General features: G+C 44.9%; 16 protein-coding genes and 1 pseudogene. 5 read left to right on the forward strand and 12 right to left on the reverse strand.

Translation table 11 applies throughout. The features are described from left to right. Nucleotides 1–60: 60 nt before the first annotated feature. On the reverse strand, nucleotides 61–432 hold the full coding sequence (locus RBB12_RS15245) for a hypothetical protein (protein WP_179384384.1): 372 nt from the start codon (nucleotides 430–432) through the stop codon (nucleotides 61–63). 246 nt (nucleotides 433–678) lie between these two features. On the opposite strand from RBB12_RS15245, the gene mdh reads away from it, so the two are divergent. Beyond that, nucleotides 679–1605 (forward strand): malate dehydrogenase, encoded by a 927-nt coding sequence (gene mdh, locus RBB12_RS15250; RefSeq protein WP_179384383.1) that lies wholly within the window; start codon nucleotides 679–681, stop codon nucleotides 1603–1605. A 223-nt stretch (nucleotides 1606–1828) separates the two neighbouring features. Continuing rightward, nucleotides 1829–4795 carry a protein translocase subunit SecDF gene (secDF, locus tag RBB12_RS15255; protein WP_306014444.1) on the forward strand — a complete coding sequence of 989 codons (2967 nt, stop codon included), beginning with the start codon at nucleotides 1829–1831 and terminating at the stop codon, nucleotides 4793–4795. 58 nt (nucleotides 4796–4853) lie between these two features. Here the strand turns inward: secDF and RBB12_RS15260 are convergent, their stop codons facing one another. The 7 genes from RBB12_RS15260 to RBB12_RS15290 form a co-directional block, all read right to left on the reverse strand. Then, on the reverse strand, nucleotides 4854–6317 hold the full coding sequence (locus RBB12_RS15260) for a glycosyltransferase (RefSeq protein WP_306014443.1): 1464 nt from the start codon (nucleotides 6315–6317) through the stop codon (nucleotides 4854–4856). Between the two features lie 82 nt (nucleotides 6318–6399). Next, complete coding sequence (locus RBB12_RS15265) at nucleotides 6400–7650, reverse strand: ATP-binding cassette domain-containing protein (RefSeq protein ID WP_306014442.1); 1251 nt, start codon at nucleotides 7648–7650, stop codon at nucleotides 6400–6402. A gap of 47 nt (nucleotides 7651–7697) precedes the next feature. Next, nucleotides 7698–8183, reverse strand: coding sequence for a DUF192 domain-containing protein (locus RBB12_RS15270; RefSeq protein WP_306014441.1), 486 nt, complete (start codon nucleotides 8181–8183; stop codon nucleotides 7698–7700). A 3-nt stretch (nucleotides 8184–8186) separates the two neighbouring features. Next, a complete protein-coding gene (lgt, locus tag RBB12_RS15275; RefSeq protein WP_179384378.1) occupies nucleotides 8187–9149 on the reverse strand; it encodes a prolipoprotein diacylglyceryl transferase in 963 nt (320 codons plus the stop codon). A 69-nt stretch (nucleotides 9150–9218) separates the two neighbouring features. Next, the gene (yidD, locus tag RBB12_RS15280) at nucleotides 9219–9440 is read right to left on the reverse strand and encodes a membrane protein insertion efficiency factor YidD (protein WP_166248910.1); all 222 of its coding nucleotides are present in this window, start codon (nucleotides 9438–9440) and stop codon (nucleotides 9219–9221) included. 63 nt (nucleotides 9441–9503) lie between these two features. Continuing rightward, complete coding sequence (locus RBB12_RS15285) at nucleotides 9504–9890, reverse strand: DUF779 domain-containing protein (protein ID WP_257023973.1); 387 nt, start codon at nucleotides 9888–9890, stop codon at nucleotides 9504–9506. Between the two features lies 1 nt (nucleotide 9891). Next, on the reverse strand, nucleotides 9892–11415 hold the full coding sequence (locus RBB12_RS15290) for an aldehyde dehydrogenase family protein (RefSeq protein ID WP_306014440.1): 1524 nt from the start codon (nucleotides 11413–11415) through the stop codon (nucleotides 9892–9894). A gap of 210 nt (nucleotides 11416–11625) precedes the next feature. Here RBB12_RS15290 and RBB12_RS15295 point away from each other — a divergent pair, with 210 nt between their 5' ends. Next, the gene (locus RBB12_RS15295) at nucleotides 11626–12537 is read left to right on the forward strand and encodes an AraC family transcriptional regulator (RefSeq protein ID WP_306014439.1); all 912 of its coding nucleotides are present in this window, start codon (nucleotides 11626–11628) and stop codon (nucleotides 12535–12537) included. On the opposite strand, the gene cysS is transcribed toward RBB12_RS15295, so the two are convergent. Together cysS and folE are read right to left on the reverse strand one after the other, a co-directional pair. Continuing rightward, nucleotides 12534–14015, reverse strand: a complete 1482-nt coding sequence (cysS, locus tag RBB12_RS15300; protein WP_306014438.1) for a cysteine--tRNA ligase — start codon at nucleotides 14013–14015, stop codon at nucleotides 12534–12536. The two genes, RBB12_RS15295 and cysS, sit on opposite strands and share 4 nt — an antisense overlap. Nucleotides 14016–14030: 15 nt before the next feature. Continuing rightward, a complete protein-coding gene (gene folE, locus RBB12_RS15305; protein WP_179384373.1) occupies nucleotides 14031–14711 on the reverse strand; it encodes a GTP cyclohydrolase I FolE in 681 nt (226 codons plus the stop codon). Between the two features lie 133 nt (nucleotides 14712–14844). Between folE and RBB12_RS15310 the strand changes: the two genes are divergently transcribed. Then, on the forward strand, nucleotides 14845–16647 hold the full coding sequence (locus RBB12_RS15310; RefSeq protein WP_306014437.1) for a T9SS type B sorting domain-containing protein: 1803 nt from the start codon (nucleotides 14845–14847) through the stop codon (nucleotides 16645–16647). Between the two features lie 115 nt (nucleotides 16648–16762). Next, nucleotides 16763–18205: a T9SS type B sorting domain-containing protein gene (locus RBB12_RS15315; protein WP_306014436.1), complete on the forward strand. Its 1443-nt coding sequence runs from the start codon at nucleotides 16763–16765 to the stop codon at nucleotides 18203–18205. 52 nt (nucleotides 18206–18257) lie between these two features. Here the strand turns inward: RBB12_RS15315 and RBB12_RS15320 are convergent, their stop codons facing one another. Both RBB12_RS15320 and RBB12_RS15325 read right to left on the reverse strand, forming a co-directional pair. Then, nucleotides 18258–19760: an OmpP1/FadL family transporter gene (locus tag RBB12_RS15320; RefSeq protein WP_179384370.1), complete on the reverse strand. Its 1503-nt coding sequence runs from the start codon at nucleotides 19758–19760 to the stop codon at nucleotides 18258–18260. A 39-nt stretch (nucleotides 19761–19799) separates the two neighbouring features. Further along, nucleotides 19800–20524 (reverse strand): annotated as a pseudogene (locus tag RBB12_RS15325) (hypothetical protein); the annotation flags it as partial.

Below are 20524 nucleotides of genomic sequence, written 5' to 3' on the forward strand. Positions count from 1 at the left end.
CCAAAAATAAAGAAGGCCCCGCTCCCGGGGCCTCCTATTTTCATATATGTAGCCTTCACGTTACTCCCTGGTGGCGAAGACCGAGCCATTGTCCAAGGTTAAGATTTCTGGTTTTTTGGCTTTTTCCAAGCTTACAGTGATATCTTTCACTTGAGGGTCGCCATATATAATGGTGTAGGTTCCGTTTTCTTCGGACCATTTAAAATCGGTGTAAAAAGTCAATTTGGAATTGGAGTAGGTCTGGTACCTACCTAAATAAACATCGTTAAAAATCCACTCTTCGCGAGTAGTGTTGGTTCCCTTGCCTTCAAGGGTAGCAGATTCAGTTTTTGACCAGATGCCCAAGATAGGGTCGTGGTTCTCGGGTACCCGAGTACAGTTGCTGATGGCGATGATGCCAACAATCGACAACAATGAAAAGAGCTTTTTCATAGGTCAAGTAGGTTACGTTAAATTTGGGACTATTAGAACGTCGGTTTGTGACAATGTATTGTATGAAAAATGGAAAATAGTTGCATTTGGTTTTGGACAATGATGTAGGTCATATTGGAGCAGACAATCCAAATTGATGGGAACAAGCTGCCATTTGTACAAAAGAAGCCCCTAAAACTGGTAAAAGTCAGCTTTTTTCTGATGCAAATGCCTTATTTTTGAGGACTAAAATTTAAATCTATACACATGAAAGTTACCGTAGTTGGAGCTGGTGCAGTGGGAGCAAGCTGCGCTGAATACATAGCGATGAAAAATTTTGCGTCAGAAGTTGTTTTATTGGATATCAAAGAAGGTTATGCCGAAGGAAAGGCCATGGATTTGATGCAAACCGCCTCGTTGAACGGATTTGATACCAAAATTACAGGAAGCACCAACGATTATGGCAAAACTGCGAACAGCGATATCGCAGTGATTACCTCTGGAATACCACGTAAACCGGGCATGACCCGTGAGGAATTGATCGGAATCAATGCTGGAATTGTAAAAACGGTATCCACCAGTCTTTTGGAGCATTCTCCAAACGTGACCATTATTGTGGTAAGCAACCCTATGGACACCATGACCTATTTGGTGCACAAGGCCACAGGCTTGCCAAAAAACCGAATCATCGGTATGGGAGGTGCCTTGGACAGTGCACGCTTTAAATACAGATTGGCCGAAGCCTTGGGAGCACCTATTTCCGATGTAGACGGTATGGTAATCGGTGGGCACAGCGATACCGGAATGGTCCCCTTGATTGGGCATGCTACCCGTAATAGTGTAAAGGTTTCCGAATTCCTATCCGAAGAAAAAATGAACTGGGTCGTGGAAGAGACCAAGGTAGGAGGGGCCACATTGACCAAATTGCTCGGAACCAGTGCTTGGTACGCACCTGGAGCCGCTGTTTCTGGTTTGGTGCAGGCCATTGCATGTGACCAAAAGAAAATGTTCCCATGCTCTACCATGTTGGAAGGCGAGTACGGTTTGAACGATATCTGTATTGGAGTTCCCGTAATCTTGGGCAAGAACGGTATCGAAAAAATCGTGGAAATCGAATTATCTGATGCCGAAAAGGCAAAAATGCAAGAGAGTGCCGAAGGTGTTAAAAAAACCAACGGACTGCTAGACGTGTAGCCTATTTCGAAATAAGTTACTGAATTGCCATTTCTGACGTAACCCCTAAGGAAATTGCCCATCGGTTTTTGGGAGATTCCAAGGTTTGTCGGGAATGGCAATTTCTTTTTTGGCGCATAACCATCAACAGGAATTGCAATTACATCAAATTCTATTGTCAAATCTTATCGGAAATGATATATTTGCACGCTGTTTAAGAAAACTTCTATAAAATTAACAATCAATGCAGAATAAAGGACTTATAAGGCTTTTCGCTATCCTTTTTGGCTTGGTGAGCATCTATCAGTTGTCTTATACTTTCATCACTAACAAGTTGGAGGGAGATGCTGAAGCTTACGCAGTTAGCCAAATTTCGGAGGCTGAGGAAGACTATGTTGCAAAGCGTGAAGCTTTAGAGGCATCGTATTTGGACTCCATCAGTGACAACACTGTTTTGGGCTATACGAGCTACGGGGAAGCCAAGACGAAAGAGTTGAACAAGGGATTGGACCTTAAGGGGGGTATTAACGTGACCTTGCAGATTTCCGTGAAGGATATCTTGAAAGGCCTTGCCAACAATACCAAAAATCCGGTCTTCAACAAAGCATTGGCCGATGCCGACCAAGCTTCTACCAGTAGTGATGCCACCTATTTGGAATTGTTTTTTGATGCTTTTGACAATATCAAAGGAGATACAAAACTTGCATCGCCCGATATTTTTGCCAACAAAGGACTTAGCGACGATATCAATTTCCAAATGGGAGATGAGGAGGTAAAGCCCATCATCCGAAGAAAAATTGATGAATCCATTGTTTCTGCATTTGAGGTACTCCGTGAGCGTATTGACGGTTTCGGGGTTACACAACCTAATATTCAAAGAGAAGGAAATTCGGGAAGAATCGTAGTTGAGCTTCCTGGAGCGAAGGACATCGCCCGTGCCCAAGAATTGTTGTCCAGTACGGCACAATTGGAGTTCTGGGAAACCTATCCGCAGAGCAACCAAAGTTTGGGTACTTTCTTTGTAAATGCCAATGAGCGTTTAAAAGAGATTTTGGAGCCATCGACTTCCGAAGAAGAAGTGGCAAAACCTGAATCCGAGATCGATTCCCTACTTTCCGATGTGGCTCAGGATTCATTGGATATGACCGCAGAGGCCAATCCACTATTGGGGAAATTGCTTCCAGCAAATCCTGGCAGCCACGCCATTGCACGCGCCATGGTTTCCGATACGGCCGAGTTGGGTAGCTACCTGAGAATGCCCGAGATTAAAAGATTGTTGCCAAACGATATCCAATTCACCAAATTCCTATGGGAAAGACCAGCTCAAGATGTAGAGGTGGTTGATCTGTATGCGTTGAAGTCTAATAGGGAAGGAACCCCAAGAATCAGTGGCGATGTGGTTTCTGACGCACAGGATACCTTTGACCAGTTCAACAAACCTGCTGTTAGCATGACGATGAATACCCGTGGTGCCAAGGAGTGGGAAGAATTGACCGGTGATGCCTACAACAACCAGACAGGGATAGCCATTGTTCTGGATAATAAAGTATATACAGCGCCTGGAGTTTCCTCTGGACCCATTTCCGGTGGCCGTTCAGAGATTACAGGTACGTTTACGGTAAACGAAACCAAGGATATCGCCAACGTATTGCGAGCAGGTAAATTGCCGGCTTCTGCTGAAATTATTGATTCTTTCGTAGTAGGACCATCTTTGGGTCAGGAAGCCATCGACAGTGGTTTGATGTCCTTCGTGATTGCCATGCTATTCGTTTTGGTATGGATGATTTTCTATTATGGTAGAGCAGGTGTCTTTGCCGATATCGCTCTTTTGTTCAATATCCTTTTGATTTTTGGTGTATTGACGAGCCTTGGTGCGGTATTGACCTTGCCCGGTATTGCAGGTATCGTATTGACCATTGGTATGTCGGTGGATGCCAACGTACTTATTTTTGAAAGGGTCAAGGAAGAACTGGATAGAGGAAAAGGAAAGGCCCAAGCCATCGCCGATGGTTTTGGAAACGCACTATCTTCTATTTTGGATGCCAATATCACTACAGGACTTACAGCGATTATTCTCTTTATTTTTGGATCAGGACCGATTAAAGGTTTTGCTACCACCTTGATGATCGGTATTGTGACCTCCTTGTTCACCGCTATTTTTGTAACGCGATTGATGATCGAAGCCTACACCAGTAAAAAAGGTCGTCGATTGGATTTCTGCACAGGAATCACCAAGAACTTGTTCAAGAACTTGAGTATCGATTTCTTGTCCAAGCGCAAAATATCATACATTGTTTCTGGAATCCTTGTTGCGGTGAGCGTGTTCTCTTTAGCAACCAAGGGACTTCAACAAGGAGTTGATTTTGTAGGGGGACGTTCTTATCAAATTCGATTTGAAGATCCCGTGAATCCATCAGAAATTGCCGGAGATCTGACCTCTGTTTTTGGAAGTGGAACCAATGCAAAGACCTTTGGTGCCGCCAATCAGATTATCATCACCACCAATTACAGATTTGAAGAAAACGGTCCAGAAGTGGATACCGAGATCCTGAACGAAATGTTTACCCAAATCCAAAAATATTTCCCTGATGGTACCACCTATGACGACTTTAAGCCAGGAGGTACAGCAGAAGATTTAGGGGTGTTGAAATATCGAAAGGTAGGTCCTACCATTGCGGATGATATCAAGAAAGGCGCTATTTTGGCCATTATTGCCTCCTTGGCAGTGGTGTTCCTTTATATCCTTTTGCGATTCAGAAAATGGCAATTCTCCTTGGGAGCCGTTGTTGCGGTTTTCCACGATGTTATGGTGGTATTGGGTATTTTCTCTTTGACAGGAAGTATTATGCCTTTCAATATGGAAATTGACCAAGCCTTCATTGCGGCCATACTTACGGTAATCGGTTACTCGCTTAACGATACGGTGGTCGTTTTTGACCGTATCCGTGAAATCACTGGTTTGAAAGGATTTAACAACGGGGAAAATATCAACTCCGCTTTGAACAGTACCTTGAGCCGAACATTGAATACCTCCCTTACTACATTAATTGTATTGTTGGCCATCTTCATTTTTGGAGGTGAAAGCCTAAGAGGATTTATGTTTGCAATGATCGTTGGTGTGATTGTGGGTACCTATTCCTCCGTATTTATCGCAACACCAATTATGTTCGATTCTTTGAAGAAGAAAATTGCTGCTGCTACAGGAGCATAGTTTTTCGTTTTTTATATTACACTTTACAATAAAGGCCCTTTTTTAAGGGCCTTTGTTTTTATATTCTGTTGGCGGACAATGTTCCTAACCAGGACAGTAACTGACTGAACAGGGTGAAATTCTGTATGACCCTTAATTGTCCATTAAAACCCCATTTGTCCCGCTCCTTGGGATGATTGAGCATATAGGCCATGGTTTTCGCCAAACTATCAATATCCGTAGGGTCAGGGTTAATTTGACCGGTCTTGTTATGCACCACTTGATATTTGAGTCCCGCAGCATTGGATACCAACACAGGTTTTCTTTTCCACATGGCTTCTGTGGCCGTAAGTCCAAATCCTTCTTGAATGGAATTTTGTGCAATAATGCTCGAGGTGCGCTGGAGCGCATTTACAATGAGCGCATTTTGTTTGGGATTGTCCAAGGGCAGCAATAGAATGGCAATATCGTTTTGCATGCTAGGGTCCACCTGTTTGTAGGTTTCTGTGAGTTCCTGGAGCACTTCTTTGCCTTCAGGATCATCCGATACAAAGGCCGGGTCGGGTCCTCCCATCACCAATAAGGTCATTTCAATCCGCTTATATTCCAAACTATCCGGATCGCCGTGTTCTCTGTTGTCCAGTTTCATTTTGATGAAAGCCTCCATCAACTCCTTGAAACCTTTGAGGCGATCCCAGCGCGATATTTCCGTGATAATCGGCCGGTAGATCAAATCCAAGTTCTGACCTGAATCCAACACATCGAAAGAGCCGTCGGGCATCACCTTGCGAACCAAATGTTCGTAGCGGTGGTACAAAATCGCCTTGTGATCGTCCAGTACACCGGATTGATACAGAATACCAATACACTTGTGCAATTGTAGTTCCCGGTTTTTATGGCTCAAGGGGTCGATTGCCGGAGGGATAATGGAGGTACGGTTTTTCAAAGGCTTGGGGACGTAAGAGGGCAGACTGAACACAAAATGATCATAATCGTCCGTGTAAGGTTCCAAAAATTTCCATACGGCATCGGTCACTTTGGTATCTTCCTCCAAACCAATATGACATCGCCAAATAATGGAAACCTGTTTCTCTTTTTTGATCATGGCCGCCAGGGGCATGGGTTGTGGGTCGTGCACCACCACAATGTCACCATCCTTGATGAGTTCCAATGCCTTTGCGAGATTGTTTCGGTTGACTTCTTCGTATATCTTACGGTCTTCCCCGGTAAAAGCACCGGTTCCACTTCCGTGTATGGCATTGTGTATGCGCTTGGTCAGATCAAAAAAGGCCTCTTTTTTGGCTTCGATGACCAGCCATTCGATAGATACGCCAAGTTCGCGCAATATCCGCATTTGACTCGGGAGCATTTCGGCCACCCCACCGCCAATGGCCGTGGAGTTGATCATCCAAATGGTGCTGCCTTTAAGGGATTCGATAGGGTCTTGGGCCTGTTCCATAAAGTCCAGAACAGAAGAATAGAGCGAGCCGTACGCCTTGTAGTCTACAAGTTTGGCGCCTGGCTTTACATTGATTTTTTGCATGTAAGGGAAGGGTTACTGTTTGATTTCCTTATAAGATAACAAAAAATCGGGTGAGGTTGCTAAAGTGTTGTTTATGAGATTCTTATAATTGAACCTGAGTCCCTTTTGAACCCTTTTCACCAAGGGATAGTTCGTAAATGAACGTTGGTTCCAGTTGGGGCTCTTTGCGATGGGAAACAAAAACAATGGCTGTTTCACTTTCTTTGGCGATTTTGTTCACCAAGGCTACAAAGAGTGAGGCACTGGCATCGTCCAGACCGGCTGTGGGCTCGTCTAGAATCAATAAGGGTGGATGTTTCACCATGGCACGTGCCATCATGACCAAACGTTTATCCCCGTCGGATAGGTCCCTGAAATGTTCTTTTTTTCTTTCTTCCAATTGTAAAAGTTGGAGCCACTGGCGGGCAAGCTTGATTTCACTGTCCGTAGGCTGCACGTAAAGCCCAATGGAATCGTGTAGCCCAGAGATGATCATGTGCTCCAAGCTATGGTAGCCGCGAAATTTATCGGTAATGGCCGGCGTGTAGTATCCAATTTTCTGCTTCAGGTCCCAAACACTTTCACCGCTTCCCTTTTTTTGTCCAAAAATGGTGAGATCTTGTCCGTACCCTTTATGGCTGTCACCGGTAATCATAGAGAGGAGGGTAGATTTTCCACTGCCGTTAGGTCCAATCAGTTGCCAAAATTCACCGCTCTTAATAGTCCAGTTAATCTGATCGAGCACAGATTTACCATCGAAACTCACGGATACTCCTCTAAAACGGACCATTTCATGATGGTCTACCTCTATGGGCTTCAACGGTGATGGGATGTTTCCCTGAAAGGGGTCTGATGCCAATTGGGTATCGTTCCAAAAATCATCTGGGGATGGGTAGGGCAGAAGTTGCTCCCCTTCCAATTTGAAAAAGTGGGTTGTACATGGGAGAATATCATCCAATCGACTAACGACCTGCACTAGCGTTTTGGTTTTGGAGATTTCCAATAATTGATTCTTAAGCTTGTCTTGGGTAGCAACATCCAAATTATCAAACGGATTCACCAATACCATAAAGTCGGGGTTTTGTTGGAGCAAATAGTTGAGCAGGGCCTTTTTTTGCTCCCCACTGCTCATGGTCTTGAGCGGTTGATCGCCATTCTTGGTCAAAATTTTGATATCGTGCCGATCTTCCTCATTCATGTACCGATGGATTTCAGAACGGGAAAATAGCAGCCCATTTAAGCCCTGCAGTTCCGTCAGTCCTTTTACGGCCTTGTTTTGAAGCAACCGCTGCACCAAAGGCTCGGTATTGGAATTGTTTTGTATGAGAATCGCGTAGCTTTTGGTCGGCTTCATTTGGGTAAAGGTCTTTTCCCAAAATTACGATTATCCGTCAGTTTGGACTATAATCTTGAAAAACTGATGCTATCCCCGACCTGTAGCCCCAGTTGGTCGGAAAGGCCAGCATTGATTTCGAGCACATATTTCGCAGGAACATTGGATGGCAAAGTGTTCTCATTGAACGGCTGCGCATTTTTCTGGAAGCTTACAATTTTCATCCCTGAGTTGATGTAAATTATATCCAAAGGAATTTCCGTGTTCTTCATGTAAAAGTATTGCAAGGCCTCAGTGGGTTGCACAAATAACATCCCCCGGTCGGTTTTCATCGATTTTCGGTACATGAGACCGGTTTGGGTCTCATATTCCGTTTCGGCAATCTCAATATCAAAATTGGCCTTGATGGAGTCCGTTTCGGTGGACAATACCTTGAGTTCCCCTTCTTTGGTAAAAGAAATGGTCTCGGTTTTTATGGCACTTTTTGACTCGGTTTTGCACGAGGCAAAACCAAATATAAATACCAATAATCCGATGCTTTTAAGGTAAGCCATAATTTAAATTTCTACTGGAGTGGGTTTTGCCATAAAATAGAAACCGATGATGATCATGGGAAGGCTCAACCATTGTCCGGTGGACAACAATCCCAGCGATTCCTCGAAGCCACCTTGGCTTTTTTTGTAAAATTCCACAAAGAAACGGACCACAAACAAGAGCACCAAAAAGAGTCCGAAAAGGAATCCTGACTTGTTTTTCCAATCCGTTTTCCAGTAGAGCAGATAGAGTCCCAAGAAAATCAAAATATAACCAAACGCCTCGTAGAGTTGTGCGGGATGTCGATACGGGATGGCCTCCAAAATATTAGCGTATTCAGGATTATGCTGAATGGCTTTGTAAGCGGCATTTGGAGTTTCTTCCTTCGTCAGGGCCATGGCTTTATAGGCTGGCATATCGTCGGAGTCGCGGATAAATCGGGTGGCCAAAAAATAGGATTCATCCACCTTTCTTCCGTTGATTTCGGAGTTGAAAAAGTTTCCGAACCGCACAAAGGCGGCACCAATGGCCGAAGGGATTACCAATCGGTCCAACAACCAGAGCATTTTCATGTCCTTCCATTTTAAGGAGTACAATCCAATTCCTATAATGGCAGCAATGGTGGCCCCGTGACTGGCGAGACCTGTAAAACCTGTGAACTCATACCCATTTATAAGGCCAAAAAGGGAGCTGTTGGCACTTTCACGTATCGGTAAAAGGATTTCCGCCAAATGGTCTTGGTAGTACTCCCAATCATAAAAAAATACATGTCCCAATCGAGCTCCCAGCATAATGGAAACCACGGTGTAGATGAAAAGGGAATCCAGTTTTTCCATGGACTTCTTTTCGTTCAGGAATATTTTTTTCATGATGAACCAGCCCAGGACAAAGGCCGCTATCCAGAGCAGATTGTAGTATTTTATCTGTATGAAACCCAGTTTAAAAAGGGTTCCTTCGGGGTTCCAGTCAAATCCTAGAAAGTACATGTGCATAAATTTTAGGGACTAATATAACTACTTTGAGCGGTTGCTCGACGTTATTTAAACTTCAATTTTTTAAGGTACAGGATCGTATCCGCTTCCACCCCATGGATTACAGCTGGCGATTCGTTTGATGGAGAGCCATCCGCCCTTGAACAAACCGTGCTTTTTTAAGGCCTCCAAGGTATATTGGGAACACGTAGGGGAATAGCGGCATGTGGAGGGGAGCATGGGAGAGATAAAAAGTTGGTAAAAACGCACCAATAAAACAAACGGTGCTATCAAAATTTTCTTCATGGCATCTTCGACTGATACGAAGGAACAAGGTAACAAAAAGCCCCGATAAAATCGGGGCTTGCTTTAAACTTCTTCGCCAGATTGCACAGGTTCCAGATGGTCCCGTTCTTCATCCGTGTAGAGTCGAGACTTGATGACAAAACGGATTCCCAATGGAATTTCCAAGCTAAAACTGGCACCTCTTCCAGTGGTTACATCCACCGTAAGCTGTGTGTGCTTCCAGTATTCGAACTGGTCCTTGCTCATAAAAAAATCGCAACCGTGAATGGTGCCCAATTTCACATCGTTCTCGTTGAGCATTAATTCACCTTTGGGAAAGCACATGGGCGAAGAACCGTCGCAACAGCCCCCACTTTGGTGGAACATTAGCTCACCATGGCGTTCCCTGAGTTGGTCAATGATTTTTATGGCATTGTCCGAAACCAATACACGTTTTATCAACTGCTCCATCCTAGAAAAAGCCCAGTTTGTTCTTGTCATAAGAAATCAACATGTTCTTGGTCTGTCTGTAATGGTTGAGCATCATTTTATGGGTTTCCCTTCCGATACCTGATTTCTTATAACCACCAAACGGAGCATGTGCAGGATAAGCATGGTAACAATTTACCCAGACCCTGCCAGCTTGTATCTGTCGTGAAATTTTGTAGGCCTGGTGCATATCGCGGGTCCAAACCCCGGCACCCAATCCATAAAGGGTATCATTGGCAATTTCCAAGGCTTCAGCTTCGTCCTTAAAGGTGGTAACACAGACCACGGGACCAAAAATCTCTTCTTGGAACACCCGCATCTTGTTGTTTCCTTTCAATATGGTGGGTTGGATGTAGTATCCACCTTCAAGTCCTTCATTGTAGGCAGCTTCGCCGCCGGCAAGGACTTCGCAGCCTTCTTCCTTACCAATTTGGATGTAATTAAGTATTTTTTCGTACTGGTCATTTGAAGCCTGTGCGCCCATCATGGTATTTGGGTCCAAAGGATGTCCTAGCTTAATGGCCTTTGTGCGTTCCACCACTCGTTCAATAAAGGCATCAAAAATGCTTTCCTGCACTAATATCCGGGATGGACAAGTACACACTTCGCCTTGGTTCAATGCGAACATCACAGCACCTTCCAAACACTTGTCAAAGAATTCGTCATCGGCCTCCATAATGCTCTCAAAGAATACATTTGGGGATTTTCCTCCCAATTCCAAGGTGACGGGAATAATATTTTTGGATGCGTATTGCATGATCAATTGTCCGGTAGTGGTCTCCCCGGTAAAGGCAATTTTGTTGATTCTTGGACTGGACGCCAAGGGCTTTCCTGCTTCCAAACCAAATCCGTTGACGATATTGAGCACCCCAGCTGGAAGAATGTCCTCAATCAGTTCCATTAAAATCAAAATACCTACAGGTGTTTGCTCAGCAGGTTTTAGAACAACACAGTTGCCTGCTGCCAAGGCCGGTGCTATTTTCCAAGCGGCCATTAAGATTGGGAAGTTCCAAGGAATGATTTGTCCCACGACCCCCAGTGGTTCCAATATATTCATGGAAACCGTGTTGGCATCCAATTCGCTTACGGAGCCTTCTTCGGCACGGATAACCCCTGCAAAATATCTGAAGTGGTCAATGGCCAAGGGCATGTCGGCCGCGCGGGTTTCGCGAAGGGCCTTACCATTGTCCCAAGTTTCGGCCCGGGCCAAAACTTCCAAATTGTTTTCCATCACATCTGCAATCTTCAATAACAGGTTGCTACGGTAAGTGGCGGAGGAATTGTTCCATTCTGGAGCTGCTGCCCAGGCGGCATCAATGGCCTTGTCCACATCTTCTGAGGTAGACCTGGCTATCTTGGTGAAAGCGTTTCCGTCTACAGGGGATACGTTGTCAAAATATTCTCCCTTGGTAGGAAGGGTCCATTTGCCACCAATGTAATTTTCATATTGGTCCTTAAACTTAGGTTTTTCCAGAACGTTTCGTTCCGTAGTTTGTACATTGCTCATAATACACGTTGTTTTAGTTAATTGTTATGTGCACCATCACTTTTTAAGTGACTGATTCTAAAAGTATTGATTTTGAGCGCCGTACATCTGACGTATTCTATTAATGACATGACCAATCCTCTTTGAATTTATATTTTTAACAAAAAACACCATTGTATTTTTTATATTTAATAAGTTTTTGTTTAAAATATTAAGGAGTAAGCACTGAGTATGCAGTTATCCGAACGATTTTTTAAGGAAAGAAAATTGGAGCATTTGGTAGAAAACCAAACGTCCTACACGCTGAACAATGCTGCGATGCATGTTTTTGAAACGCATTTGCAGGCAGAAAAGGTATTGCTGCAATTTGACCAACCCGTGTTGGCTTCCATGTTGATCGGAAAAAAGGTGATGCACTTGCGCGACAAGAATTCTTTTGATTTTTTGCCAGGTGAATCCCTGATCTTGCCCTCTAACGAAGTAATGTGTATCGATTTCCCTGAGGCCAACCAAGAGAATCCGACCCGTTGTCTCGCCATGGCGATTTCTGATGAAAAAATCAACAAGGTCATCAACCTAATGAATGAATCCATGCCAAAGCATGATGGTTCCGAATGGGCCTTGATGGATTACAACTACCACTTTACCAACGATGCCAGCATTTATGGAATCATTCAGCGGCTTTTGTATTTATTTACCGAAAACCACCCTTCCAAGGACTTTTTTGTGGATAATATGCTCCAAGAGTTGATCATCCGTATTTTGCAGGGCAACCGACGTGAAAATTATATCCAAAATGCATCCAAGTTGAGCTCCAACAATCGCTTGGCCTATGTGGTGGAGTATATTGCCAATCATTTGCACGAACCGATATCCGTAAGTGACCTGAGCAAAAGAGCCTGCATGAGCGAATCCCATTTTCATAAAACCTTTAAGGAGGAGTTGGGGATTACACCCATTGACTACATCAATAGTGAGCGCATTAAAATGGCCATCAAGTTATTGAAGGACCCTGATAAAAAAATAAAGGAGATCTATCTGGAATGCGGTTTCGAGAACCGTTCCTATTTCAACCGATTGTTCAAACGAAAAATCCATGTTTCGCCCGGAGAGTACCAGTCAAAATTTATGAAAAACGCCTAATTAACGCTGAAGGTCGTCCCGTCCTTGCCATCCTTAATCTGAATTCCCAAGGCGACCAGTTGATCTCGGATTTTATCGGAGGTGGCAAAATCCTTTTTCGCACGAGCTTCGTTCCTGATATCGATCAACAATTCCATGACACCGTTCAAGGTGTTGGAGTCATCTTTCGCCATGGATTGATTTTCTATGCCCAGTACGTCGTAAACAAAGGCCTCTAATGATTTCTTCAATTCCTCCTTGTCTTCGGCAGAAAGGGTTTCCTTGTCCTCTTTGATCAGGTTGATGTGCTTCACGGCCTCGAACAAATGAGCGATTAGTATCGGGGTATTAAAATCGTCATTCATGGCATCATAGCATTTCTGCTTCCATACGGTTACGTCAAAATCCGATTTCGCCCCTGTTTTTAAAGTATCGATACTGTCTAAGGCATCCATCAAGCGGTTATAGCCCTTTTCGGAAGCTTGCAAGGCTTCATCGCTAAGATCTAAAATGCTGGTATAATGGGCCTGCATCATAAAAAAGCGAACCACTGCTGGGGTGTAGGGCTTGCTTAAAATGTTGTTGTCACCACTGAAGATTTCCGCAGGATAAATATTGTTGTCCGTGGATTTGGACATTTTTTTGCCGTTCAGGGTCAGCATATTGGCGTGCATCCAATAGTTTACGGGCGATTTGCCAGTGCTGGCTTCTGCCTGGGCTATTTCGCATTCATGATGCGGAAACTTAAGGTCCATTCCGCCGCCATGGATATCAAAGGTTTCGCCCAGATATTTGGTGCTCATGGCCGTGCATTCCAAGTGCCAACCGGGAAAACCATCGCCCCAAGGGGACGGCCAGCGCATGATGTGCTGTGGTTCGGCTTTTTTCCAAAGCGCAAAATCCTGTGGGTTTCTTTTTTCGTCCTGGGCCGTTAGCTCGCGGGTGTTGGTGATCATATCTTCCAACTTTCTGCCGCTCAATTTTCCGTAATCGTGATCTTTGTTGAACTTGATCACATCAAAATAGACCGAACCGTTGGCTTCGTAGGCATAGCCTTTTTCAAGAATATCCTTGATGATTTCTATCTGCTCTATGATGTGTCCCGTAGCGGTAGGCTCAATACTTGGTGGCAACAGGTTGAACAACTGCAAGGTGTTGTGAAAATCCACGGTGTAGCGTTGCACTACCTCCATGGGTTCAATCTGCTCCAATTTGGCCTTTTTTGCAATTTTGTCCTCACCCTCATCTGCATCGTTTTCCAAATGTCCGGCATCGGTGATGTTCCGAACATAACGGACTTTGTATCCCAAATGCTTGAAATACCGAAAAATCATGTCGAAGGACATGAAGGTGCGACAGTTCCCCAAGTGCACATTGCTGTATACCGTTGGACCACAAACATACATGCCCACGTGGGCTTCGTTTATGGGCTGGAACACGTCTTTTTTTCCAGTAAGCGAGTTATGGATGCGTAAGGTTTGGTCTTTGTACAATTGCATTTAAACGGTTGGTGTTTAAAATTCGGTATCGAGGTTGATGTAGTCCAAAAATTCCCTTCTTGTGGCCTCTTCCTTGAATTTGCCGCCATACTCTGCGGTTACGGTGCTACTATCAATATCGCGGATGCCCCTGGAATTGACACAAAGGTGTTTTGCATCGATAACGCAGGCCACGTCTTCTGTGCCCAACACTTTTTGAAGCTCCTTGACGATTTGGATGTTCATTCGCTCTTGTACCTGTGGACGCTTGGCAAAATAATCCACAATTCGGTTCATTTTGGAAAGTCCCACAACGGTCCCGTTGGAGATGTAGGCAATATGTGCCCGCCCAACAATGGGCAGCAAGTGGTGTTCGCAGGTGGAATACACTACGATATTTTTTTCGACCAACATTTCGCCGTACTTGTACTTATTGTCAAAAGTGGACGATTTTGGTTTTCTGTCCGGATGCAATCCTCCAAAAATTTCCTGTACGTACATTTTGGCCACCCTTTTTGGGGTACCTTTCAGACTGTCATCATCTAGGTCAAGACCCAGCGTAAGCATAATTTCCCTGACGCTTTTTTGTATTCTTTCGATTTTTTCTTCGTCGCTCAATACAAAAGCATCCTCTCGTAAAGGAGTATCCGATGAGGAACCTACGTGGTCGTTCCCTCTTTCTTCATATTGTTCTTCCAATGCCTGCTCTAATTTCATAGGTACTACTTGTGGAGGGCAAAGATATACATTAATGAACGATTTAACATCTGGTATCTGGGGTTTGACAACATAAATTATTGTTAAGGCAAGGCGTGCGGTACTTTTATAATGCCCAAACCTACAGTCTTTTATGTGGAAACCTATTTTAAGGACCTTATTGTTTTTACTGTTCTGGCAAACTGCACAAGGGCAGGTGTCCCAAGATTGCTCCCAGGCCATTCCCATTTGTAGCAATACCCCAATAAATGGCGGAACCAATGGTTTTGGTGCCGATGACTTCAATGGCGCCTCCTCCAGCGGTTGCTTGGAGCAGACCACCACAGGAGCCATAGAATCCAATTCGGCTTGGTACCGTTTTAGAACGGCCGAAGCTGGTCAATTAGGCTTCAATATTGGGCATAACAGCAATGAGGATTGGGATTTTGCGCTCTACCGTGCTACCGATTGCAACAATTTGGGCGACCCCGTTCGATGTAATTTTTTCGACAATAGCGAGAATACCAGTTTTATTGGGGTGGGAGAGGACCCTACGGGCGATGAAGATTCCGTACACTATGAAGACTGGCTACAGGTAGAGGCTGGGGAGGATTATTATCTCTTTATCAATAATTTTAGCAATATCAATTCTGGTTTTTCCATTCAGTTCACCGGAAATGTATGGGTAGATTATCCCAACAGTGCTTTGGATTGTTCCATTGTCAGCAATTTGTTGGGTCCGCCCATTACCGTTTGCGAAGGTGAAACCGTAGTCTTGGATGCCACAACTTCTGGAGCTTCGGGTTACGAGTGGTATCGTGATGGTGGGAATGGCTTTCAGTTGATATCAGGTGCTGCTGGTGCTACGTATACCGTTCCGGATTCGGGCATGTACCGCGTTGTGGTCCTTACTTCAGCAGAAAATATAGTAAGTGATGTCCAAGTCGGATTTAATGAAGTACCTGTTGCGGGGATGTTGACAGATGAGACCCTCTGTTTTGAACCGGATATGACCTTTGATTTGAATGTCAAAAATGCAGAAGCCATTGGAGGAATGGATGCTGATGCTGTTATTGTGAGTTATCATGGTACCCAGGCCGATGCAAATGCCGGCGTAGCCCCTCTAGAGCGGAATCATTTGCTGTCCGCCGGCTCGGAAACCATTTACGTAAGGACAACCTCATTGGCAAACCCAGATTGCTACGATGCCTCCCAAAGCTTTGCCATCAATGCCATAACCACTCCAGTTTTAACTTTTGATGAGCAGGTTGTCATCTGTGAAGCCGTCGGAACTCTGGAAATCGGGGAAACGCAGCCCAATGCTGATTACACTTACCAATGGAGTTCGGGAGAGCAAACCCCGTCTATTTTGGTATCCGAAGCCGGAGAATATGTCTTAACAGCAACCCATCAATCCAATGGAATTGTTTGTGAGGCTACCAGAACGGTGGTGGTCGAGATATCGACTATGCCCCAAATCTCCAGTATCGATATAGCCGATATGAGCGTCAATAATTCGGTTACCATCAATACGGAGAGCGATGGAACGTATGAATTTAGTCTGGATGGTACAGATTTTCAAAGCAGCAATGTGTTCCAAGGTGTTCCTCCCGGTTTGCATACAGTTCGCATGCGCGACCTGTATGGCTGTGGTGAGGTAGAAGAAGAAATTGTGGTCGTGGGCTTTCTTTCCGCTTTTTCGCCCAATGGCGATGTGCTCAATGAGACTTGGCAGATTGAGGGACTTTCTACTTTAAACTCTCCTATTGTTACCATTTATGACCGCTATGGTAAACTCATCAAGCAGATGAACGAGTTTGACGCAGGTTGGGATGGCAATTTTCAAGGAAAGCCGCTGCCATCAACCGATTATTGGTTCAAATTGTCCTACATTGATGCAGATGGTAACCGTACCGTTGCCAAATATTTGCAAAGCCATTTTTCCTTAAGGCGATAGCTAAGTGTTACCGTTTGTCGATTAACGGTAAATTTCTTCGATGACCGTATACTAAAACGGTAGGTTAGCGAGTTATACTGCTAATAAGCAGCATAATCAATAGCCCCAAAATTCTATGAGAGCTCTATTCAGCGCTATCTGTTTTTTTCTTGTATGCCAGTTGGTCAGCGCGCAAAACTCCCCAGATTGTAGAACAGCGATTCCTGTTTGTGCCGATGCTCCCATTTTGGGAACCACGGACGGAGGTGGGGACATTGACGATTTCGACCCTGAGGTCATCACCCAGACGGGCTGCTTGGAAAAGGGAAGTGTAAGTTCGGCCAATATCGAAAACAACACTGCTTGGTATGTGTTTAGGGCGGGCACCGACGGACAAATCGGTTTTGATATTGAGGCTCTTCCCGTTACCCCGGGAAGTCCAATTACCGCCGAATGGGATTTTGCGTTATACGGTCCTTTTGATGAAACTTCCAATGAGAATTTTTGCACCATAGTTGGGGATGGGACTGCCCAGCCCATTCGCTGCAATTACGAATACAACGAAACAGGGTTCACGGGGATTGGGGTCAATCCCGTAAATGGCAGGGAAGGAGCCCCGTTCGTAAAAGGGAGTCAAAACACCTATGATGAATGGCTAAATGTAAGACAAGGTGAAATCTACTACCTCTACATCAACAATTACAACACCAATTTTGATGATGAACCAGAGGACTTTATCCTCACTTTCACGGGAACTTCTGTAGATGAAGACCAAAATACCGCACTGGACTGTAGCTTGCGCGATGAGTTTTTAGGCTTTGATATCGTTGCCTGCGAAGGCGACCCGGATATTGTTTTATCTGCCCTTAATTCACCTGCAGGTCCCAATATCGCCAATGTTACTTGGAGCGTCGATTTTGATGATAACGGTGTTATCGACCAAATTTTGGCGAATGGAGCTACGGAGACAGAGTTGACCGTTTCAAGTCCTAATTCCGGACGTTATTTTGTTTCCATTGAAACCAATCAGGCGACCATTATAACGGATGATGTATTGATTACCTTTTACGGCACTCCCGAATTGGATGAGGTTCGGGTCATCGACGATTTGGTCAACAGCGACCAGACGGACCCTTATAATATTGAAATTGTTCCCGTAGGAGACGGAAATTATGAATATGCCATCAACGGAGGGGAATATCAGGACGACCCTGTGTTTTTGGATGTGCCCCCTGGAATAAACACCGTGGTCATCAACGATAAGAATGGCTGTGGGACCACTGAACCTATCGAATTTTTGGTCGTGGGCTATCCCAAATTTTTTACGCCCAATAGTGATGGTGCCCACGATAATTGGACCGTGTACGGGGTAGAGGAGTTGGGGAATCCTGTGGTGTATATTTTCGACCGTTACGGAAAGTTACTAAAGCAGATTGATGTAAACGTCGGTTGGGACGGTACGTTTAATGGAAGGGATATGCCTTCATCCGACTATTGGTTCCGACTGGAATATGAGCGCAACGATGAAAATGTTATTGTTGCCAGGTCCGTGCGAAGACATTTTTCGCTGGTACGATAGATAAAAAAAGGCCGGAATTTCTTCCGACCTTATCGCATTATATTTTCTTTTTCTAGAATTTAAAGGTATAGCCCAAGGCAATATTCGTGTTGACACGATTAATGAGGGCGGCACTGTCCACACCACCATCAAAAAAGAAGGAATTGGTATCCTGCTCAGTGCGGCTATAGGCCAAATCCAAACGGTTGGCACCGAAGGTATATCCAATACCTGCTGAAAATCCGTTAAGGTCGCCCACAAAATCAGTATCCTCATAAGGGCTTTGCTCATACCGGTAACCAGCTCTAAGGCTTACTTGCTCAATTCGGTATTCCCCGCCCAAACGGAATGCATTCACCGCTCCCAAGGTGTTGCCTATGAATTCGTTTTCATCGGCAAAGCTTGGGTCGGAAGTAGGTCGCAGTTCAGCTTTGGACATATCTTGATAGGAGTAGTCAAAGCTTATCAATCCATCCTGACCAAATACCAAAGCCAAACTTCCCGTGTATTTTTCAGGAGTCTTTATGCGATATTCTTCATACAAATTCACAATATTGAAATTTATAAAGTCGATGTCGGGAACCGCTAAATTGGAATTGATGCGCTGCGAGGTATCGTCTGCAAGCCTATACCAAGTAGGGGATTGATAACTGGCACCCACTCGTACGGTTTGATTCAATTTTGCAATCGCGCCCAGGCTAAAGGAGAATCCGTTTCCCTCTGTACGTAGGAGGTTGTCAAACGCAATGGTCTGTATAGGGGAATCTGCATCGTAACCTTGTTCGTCCAAAAGGCTAACTCTTTCATAGAGTACATTGTGGAAATTTAATGAGGCCCCCAAGTATAGATTGTCCTCATATTGAGTGGCAAAATTGGCCGTGAATTTACTGTTGAATCCAGAAGTGCTCTGTTGATACCGCTGATTAACCGTGCCGTATTGGGCATTGGAGAAATAGTCTGTGTTTTGGTCGACATCATCTACGGGTTCAATGATACCGGCTTGGAAACCCAAGAAAGCCTGCTGGGCCGAGTACCCTAAATTGGCTCCGATATCCAGATAAGCATCTTCCACAAATTCACCTTCCTGTGTGCGCAAGGGACCTAATGGTTCGCCTTGTGCAAAGTTGAGAAAATAATTATCGACACCAACAGCGGTACTGCCCGATGCAAAATAAGTGTTGTCAAAATTTCGGGCCAAATCATAATTAAAGGCCAATGCTATTTTTTTCCAAGGGCTATCGTTGGACGAATTAAATACAAGTACACCTCCGACCTGATTAAATTCCAAGGAATTATCCGTGGTGTTGGTTAGGGTACCACCGTATAGGGCATCGTTGTTCCTATGATAGTTGGAACCCGTAATGCTGATTTCACTAAAGTTGAACACGGCTGAACCTGCTGGGTTCACGTTAAGGGCGGACAAATCGCCACCTAAGGCTCCAAACGCTCCGCCCATAGCCTGAAACCTTGCGGTTCCCTGTAGGTTCTCGGTGCTATAGCGTACCACATCATCAATGGTCTGTGCGCTTGCAAAAGTGCATGCCAATACCATGATGAAAGTTGAGATTCTTTTCATTTCTTGTGATTTAGATTAATCGATAAATTTATGGAATGATTATGGTCTTCCGCCACCGCGTCCGCCTCTACTACCGCCAGAAGAACGTGAGGCTCCTCCAGAGGAACGTGAACCTCCCGATGATCTGCTAACGCCGGAACTTCTAGAGCTGCTTCCAGAGCTGCGGTAGCTTCCGCTAGACCTACTGCTCCTAGAGTATCCACTGCTACGATAGCTTCGGGAGCTCGCACCGCTCGAAGAACGATTGTAGCTTCTGCTGGGCGAGTAGCCTCTTGAAGACCGTGTTCCGGAACTTCTGTTATAGCTTCGGGTCGCATTACTGCCATTATAGCTTCGGTTGCTTCTAGTGGAAGGCGATGTTCCGTACCTATTATTATATGATCTTGAACTTCTATTGTAGCCGGGCGATGTTCGTGTACTTCTACTGGTTCTGTAATTGCGGTTTCTGGCCAAGGCATCGGCACTTACCGTTCTCCGCACATTGGAGCGATTACTGTAGCCACGGGCACTGCGACTTGCCAGATTATTGCTTCGACCAACGGTTCTGTTGGAACGGCCGCTATTATATCTAAATCCATCAGTATATCTTCTGTTGGTGCGCGAAGCTATGGTAGTTCCAGGTAGATAGGAATACCCACGTCTGCCCGAGATGCGAGCGTAATTTCTGCCGTAATATCCTCTTCCAACGAACGGACGGTTCCAATATCCGCCCCAGCCCCAGCCGGCATTCCAGCCCCAACCAAGGCCTCCCCAGCCCCAGCCAG

It is taken from the genome of Allomuricauda sp. MMSF_3307, from assembly GCF_030733585.1.
Classification (GTDB): domain Bacteria; phylum Bacteroidota; class Bacteroidia; order Flavobacteriales; family Flavobacteriaceae; genus Flagellimonas.